This is a genomic window from Pseudomonas sp. NPDC089569 (assembly GCF_050280625.1).
Lineage (GTDB): Bacteria > Pseudomonadota > Gammaproteobacteria > Pseudomonadales > Pseudomonadaceae > Aquipseudomonas.
The window spans coordinates 1-5,240 of the sequence record NZ_JBNNVQ010000181.1 but is presented as its reverse complement, the minus strand read 5'-3'; the positions used below and the strand labels follow the sequence as shown (position 1 = coordinate 5,240).

Annotated in this window: 7 protein-coding genes; 5 read left to right on the top strand and 2 right to left on the bottom strand. The window is 58.8% G+C overall.

The window, feature by feature from the left end; genetic code table 11:
- The first annotated feature begins 142 nt into the window (after positions 1–142).
- Positions 143–922 (top strand): exodeoxyribonuclease III, encoded by a 780-nt coding sequence (locus ACQKP2_RS31555; RefSeq protein WP_008062840.1) that lies wholly within the window; start codon positions 143–145, stop codon positions 920–922.
- Between the two features lie 181 nt (positions 923–1,103).
- Here ACQKP2_RS31555 and ACQKP2_RS31550 read toward each other — a convergent pair whose 3' ends face one another.
- The gene (locus tag ACQKP2_RS31550) at positions 1,104–1,472 is read right to left on the bottom strand and encodes a DUF4870 domain-containing protein (protein WP_427582202.1); all 369 of its coding nucleotides are present in this window, start codon (positions 1,470–1,472) and stop codon (positions 1,104–1,106) included.
- A gap of 28 nt (positions 1,473–1,500) precedes the next feature.
- Complete coding sequence (rph, locus tag ACQKP2_RS31545) at positions 1,501–2,223, bottom strand: ribonuclease PH (RefSeq protein WP_427582201.1); 723 nt, start codon at positions 2,221–2,223, stop codon at positions 1,501–1,503.
- Positions 2,224–2,491: 268 nt separating this feature from the next.
- Between rph and ACQKP2_RS31540 the strand changes: the two genes are divergently transcribed.
- From ACQKP2_RS31540 to ACQKP2_RS31525, 4 genes are all read left to right on the top strand, one after another.
- A complete protein-coding gene (locus ACQKP2_RS31540) occupies positions 2,492–3,355 on the top strand; it encodes a YicC/YloC family endoribonuclease (protein ID WP_427582200.1) in 864 nt (287 codons plus the stop codon).
- Positions 3,356–3,367: 12 nt separating this feature from the next.
- A complete protein-coding gene (gmk, locus tag ACQKP2_RS31535) occupies positions 3,368–3,988 on the top strand; it encodes a guanylate kinase (protein WP_427582199.1) in 621 nt (206 codons plus the stop codon).
- A 167-nt stretch (positions 3,989–4,155) separates the two neighbouring features.
- On the top strand, positions 4,156–4,419 hold the full coding sequence (rpoZ, locus tag ACQKP2_RS31530) for a DNA-directed RNA polymerase subunit omega (RefSeq protein ID WP_007921129.1): 264 nt from the start codon (positions 4,156–4,158) through the stop codon (positions 4,417–4,419).
- Positions 4,420–4,476: 57 nt separating this feature from the next.
- On the top strand, positions 4,477–5,240 hold a 764-nt coding region (locus ACQKP2_RS31525), incomplete at its 3' end, for an HD domain-containing protein (RefSeq protein WP_427582198.1).

The following is a 5,240-nucleotide window of genomic DNA, read 5'->3' as shown; positions in this document are numbered from 1 at the left end:
TGTTGTTTGTCCTGAAAGGGTGTCATTACCGATCTTTGAAGTTAGATGATGTGCATTGTTCAAGTTTTTTCCAAATACCACGGATTTAGCTAAATAGGTATACGCCGTGTATCATACACGCACGCGATTTTTGGGGCCATTTATGCGGATCATCAGTGTGAACGTCAATGGTATTCAGGCTGCAGTCGAGCGAGGTTTGCTCAGTTGGCTGCAGGCACAGAATGCCGACGTCATCTGCCTGCAGGACACCCGTGCCTCCGCCTTTGAACTGGACGATCCAGCCTTCCAACTGGATGGATACTTCCTTTATGCCTGCGACGCCGAAGTCCCCGCCCAAGGTGGCGTGGCTTTGTACTCGCGGTTGCAGCCGAAGGCTGTCATCAGCGGTCTCGGTTTCGAGACAGCCGACCGCTACGGGCGCTACCTGCAAGCAGATTTCGACAAAGTCAGTATTGCAACCTTGTTGCTTCCGTCCGGCATGAACGGCGATGAAGACTTGAATCAGAAGTTCAAGCTCATGGACGACTTCGCCAAGTACCTGGACAAGCAACGGCGCAAACGCCGCGAGTACATTTATTGTGGCTCGCTGTACGTGGCGCAACAGAAGCTGGACATCAAGAACTGGCGCGACAGCCAGCAATCCCCGGGCTTCCTGGCACCTGAACGGGCCTGGATGGACGAGATTGTCGGCAACATGGGTTATGTCGATGCCCTGCGCGAAGTCAGCCGCGAAGGCGACCAGTACAGCTGGTGGCCGGACAACGAACAGGCCGAAATGCTCAACCTGGGCTGGCGCTTCGACTACCAGATCCTGACCCCGGGCCTGCGCCGCTTCGTACGCAGCGCACGCCTGCCGCGTCAGCCACGGTTCTCGCAGCATGCACCGCTGATCGTGGACTACGACTGGACGCTGACGATCTGATCGTCGCATCACAGGCACAAAAAAGCCGACATCACTGTCGGCTTTTTTGTGGGCGCTAATTGCTTTCCTGTAGGAGCGAGCAAGCTCGCGATGGTCGTTAACGAAAACGCTGGATACCTGACACCCAGCGGTGTTCTCTCGTCCATCGCGAGCATGCTCGCTCCTACAGGGAAAGCAGTGGTTATTTGATCAATCGCCAGGTGAACGGATATCGATAGGGCTGCCCTTCATTCGCCTTCACCCCGGCAATGATGGTCAATACCAGCGCTCCGATAGCGATCAGGCCAAACAGGAAGAACCCGATAATCACCACCATCAGCAGAAAACAAATGGCTGAGGCAATGGCGACGGTGATCTGAAAGTTCAGCGCCTCCTTGCCTTGAGCATCGATGAAGGGGTCCATCTCCCGTTTCATCTGCCACAGGATCAGCGGACCGATCAGCGTGCCGAACGGAACCCAGATCCCCAGCAAGGCGGACAAGTGACAAAACATGGCCCACTGGCGCACCTCATGGCTCGGCGTGGGCAGCGGCAGCTGTTCATCACTCATGATGTCCTCCTTGCGTGGAACCTTCCGGTCAGTCAGCCAGTGCGGCCTTCTGCAGATCGAAAATCTCGCTCATGCCCTTCTTCGCCAGCTCCAGCATGGCGTTCAACTCTTCAGGCTGGAACGGTGCACCTTCGGCAGTACCCTGGACTTCGATGAAGCCGCCGGTGCTGGTCATCACCACGTTCAGGTCGGTCTCGGCAGCCGAATCTTCCAGATAGTCGAGGTCGAGTACGGCTTCGCCCTGGTACATGCCCACCGAAACGGCACCGATCATTTGCTTGAGCGGGTCGCCGCCTTTCAGGCCGCCGCGCTTCTTGATCACTTTCAGGGCATCGACCAGTGCAACCATGGCGCCGGTGATGGACGCGGTACGGGTACCACCATCAGCCTGGATAACGTCGCAATCGACATACAGGGTGACGTCGCCCAGCTTGGACATGTCCAGCGCCGCGCGCAGGGAACGGCCGATCAGGCGCTGGATTTCCAGGGTACGACCACCTTGCTTGCCGCGACTGGCTTCACGCTGGTTACGTTCGCCGGTAGCGCGCGGCAGCATGCCGTACTCGGCGGTCAGCCAACCCTGGCCCTGGCCTTTGAGGAAGCGCGGCACGCCATTCTCGACACTGACGGTGCAAATGACCTTGGTATCACCGAACTCGACCAGCACGGATCCCTCGGCGTGTTTGGTGTAGTTGCGGGTAATGCGGATCGAGCGGAGCTGATCGGCAGCGCGACCACTTGGACGTTTCATAAGGGATACCTGTACGTGGACGGAAAACTGCGGAGCATTATAGAGCCGCCAGCCACGCGTGGGCACTTCTAAAAATAAAACGGCGACGACCGAAGGCTCTGGACAGCCCGTCGCCGACGGCCTGCAGCCGTTTGTCACACCGTGTGTTTGGGCGCATCCACGCCACTGCGCTACAATCCTGCGCCTTTGCTGCCAGTCGGCTTAAATTCATTGATATCGGATTGCCGAAACCTCGGTTACGGACCGATCTGCATTGCGAGGTATCTCCATGGTGCACAGCATGACCGCCTTCGCCCGCGTCGAAAAAGCCGGCATCCAGGGCACCCTGAGCTGGGAACTGCGCTCGGTCAACAGCCGCTACCTGGAACCCCACTTGCGCCTGCCGGAAACCTTTCGCGACCTCGAAGGCGCTGTCCGCGAAGCACTGCGCCAGGGCGTATCCCGGGGCAAGCTCGAATGCACGCTGCGCTTCACCGAAGAAAACACCGGAAAGCCTTTGCAGGTGGACCAGGATCGCGCAGCGCAACTGGTCGCCGCCGCCGAGACCATCGCCGGCCTGATCAAGAATCCCGCAGCACTGAACCCCCTCGAAGTCCTGGCCTGGCCTGGCGTGCTGGTGGGCGACGCGATCGACCCGCAAGCCCTGAACGCCGAGGCGCTGGCATTGTTCAATCAGGGCCTGAAGGAGCTCAAGGCCGGCCGCGAGCGCGAAGGCGCGGAACTGGCACGACTGATCAATGATCGCCTGACCTCCATTGAAGAAGACGTGGTGACCCTGCGCGAGCTCGTCCCGCAAATGCTCGCCGCGCAACGCCAGAAAGTCCTCGACCGCTTTGCCGACATGAAGGCGGAGATGGACCCGCAACGCCTGGAGCAGGAAATGGTCATGCTCGCGCAAAAAAGCGACGTGGCCGAAGAACTGGATCGCCTGAGCACTCACATCATCGAAGTTCGCCGGGTACTCAAGTCCGGCGGTGCGGCCGGACGCCGCCTGGACTTCCTGATGCAGGAGCTCAACCGCGAAGCCAACACACTGGGCTCCAAAGCCTTCGACCCACGCAGCACACAGGCTGCGGTCAACCTCAAGGTGTTGATCGAGCAGATGCGCGAACAAGTGCAGAATATTGAGTAAGGCAATCCCGACATGACCCACAGCACCGGCACTCTCTACATCATTTCCGCGCCTTCGGGCGCCGGCAAGACCAGCCTCGTCAAGGCCCTGATCGATGCGGATTCGTCGATCCGCGTTTCCGTATCCCACACCACCCGTGCCATGCGCCCTGGCGAAGTGGACGGCGTGAACTATCACTTCGTATCTCGCGAAGCGTTCGTGAAAATGGGTGAGCACGGCGACTTTCTGGAACGTGCCGAGGTTTTCGGCAACCTGTACGGCACCTCGCAGAGCCATCTGCAACAAACCCTGGACGATGGCCACGACCTGATTCTGGAAATCGACTGGCAAGGTGCCGAGCAAGTACGCAAGCTGATGCCGCAGGCCCGTTCGATTTTCATTCTGCCGCCTAGCCAGCAGGCCTTGCGTCAGCGCCTGACCAATCGTGGCCAGGACAGCGACGAGATCATCGAAGGCCGGATGCGTGAAGCGGTCAGCGAGATGAGCCACTATGTCGACTACGACTATCTGATCATCAACGATGATTTTGCCCACGCGCTGGACGATCTGAAGGCGATTTTCCGCACCAATCAGCTGCAACAAAAACGCCAGCAACAGCGTCACGGCAAATTGCTGGCCGAATTGCTCGGCTGATCAACACTTCCCAAAACCGCTGCAAGGGCTTTACATTGGTGCTTGCAGCGCGTTGAAGGAGCTGATCAAAAAATCAGCGCTTCCCTAATCGCTGGTGATTTTTTAAACTGTTGAGTCCGCTCGCCCATCCGGGCAACGCGCATACTGCATTTGCTACGAGGAAGACCATGGCCCGCGTAACCGTTGAAGACTGCCTAGAACACGTGGATAACCGCTTTGAGCTGGTCATGCTCTCTACCAAGCGTGCCCGTCAACTGGCCACCGGCGGCAAAGAGCCGAAAGTAGCCTGGGAAAACGACAAGCCTACCGTTGTTGCCCTGCGTGAAATCGCTGAAGGCCTGATCGACTACGCAGCTATCGCCGAAGCCGAAATCGTTGAAGATGAACCGCTTTTTGCTGCATTCGAGGACGAGTCCAACGAGGCCGTCTAAGCCTATGCCTGGTCGACGTGGTACGGCGCGGGATCACAGCTTGCGGCAGGAGTTATCATGCCGAGCATAGACGCCCTCGCCGATCGCTTATCGGCCTACCTCGGCAAGGACCAGGTCAATCTGGTCCGCCGAGCGTATTTCTACGCCGAACAGGCGCACGACGGCCAACGCCGCCGCAGCGGTGAGGCGTACGTCACGCACCCACTCGCGGTAGCGAACATCCTTGCCGACATGCATATGGACCATCAGAGCCTGATGGCGGCCATGCTGCATGACGTGATCGAAGACACCGGCATTGCCAAGGAAGCGCTTCAAGCGCAATTCGGCGAGACCGTGGCCGAACTGGTCGACGGAGTCAGCAAACTGACTCAGATGAACTTCGAGACCAAGGCCGAGGCCCAGGCCGAAAACTTCCAGAAAAAGGCCATGGCCATGGCCCGCGACATTCGCGTGATCCTGGTCAAGCTGGCCGACCGCCTGCACAACATGCGCACGCTGGAAGTGCTGTCCGGCGAAAAACGCCGGCGCATCGCCAAGGAAACCCTGGAAATCTATGCACCCATCGCCAATCGACTGGGCATGCACGCTGTCCGCATAGAATTCGAAGACCTCGGCTTCAAGGCCATGCACCCGATGCGTTCCGCGCGGATCTACCAGGCCGTCAAGCGCGCCCGGGGCAACCGCAAGGAAATCGTCAACAAGATCGAAGAATCCCTCAGCCACTGCCTGGCCATCGACGGCATCCAGGTCACCGGCCGAGATGAAGATCTTGGTGCCGGACACTTTGTAGGAACCGTCGGCCTGAGGTTCGGCCTTGGTGC

Excerpts from the sequence above, each read along its gene's own strand:
- rpoZ (WP_007921129.1), top strand. The coding sequence starts at position 4,156 with ATGGCCCGCGTAACCGTTGAAGACTGCCTAGAACACGTGGATAACCGC.
- rph (WP_427582201.1), bottom strand. The coding sequence starts at position 2,223 with ATGAAACGTCCAAGTGGTCGCGCTGCCGATCAGCTCCGCTCGATCCGC.
- ACQKP2_RS31540 (WP_427582200.1), top strand. The coding sequence starts at position 2,492 with ATGGTGCACAGCATGACCGCCTTCGCCCGCGTCGAAAAAGCCGGCATC.
- gmk (WP_427582199.1), top strand. The coding sequence starts at position 3,368 with ATGACCCACAGCACCGGCACTCTCTACATCATTTCCGCGCCTTCGGGC.
- ACQKP2_RS31550 (WP_427582202.1), bottom strand. The coding sequence starts at position 1,472 with ATGAGTGATGAACAGCTGCCGCTGCCCACGCCGAGCCATGAGGTGCGC.
- ACQKP2_RS31555 (WP_008062840.1), top strand. The coding sequence starts at position 143 with ATGCGGATCATCAGTGTGAACGTCAATGGTATTCAGGCTGCAGTCGAG.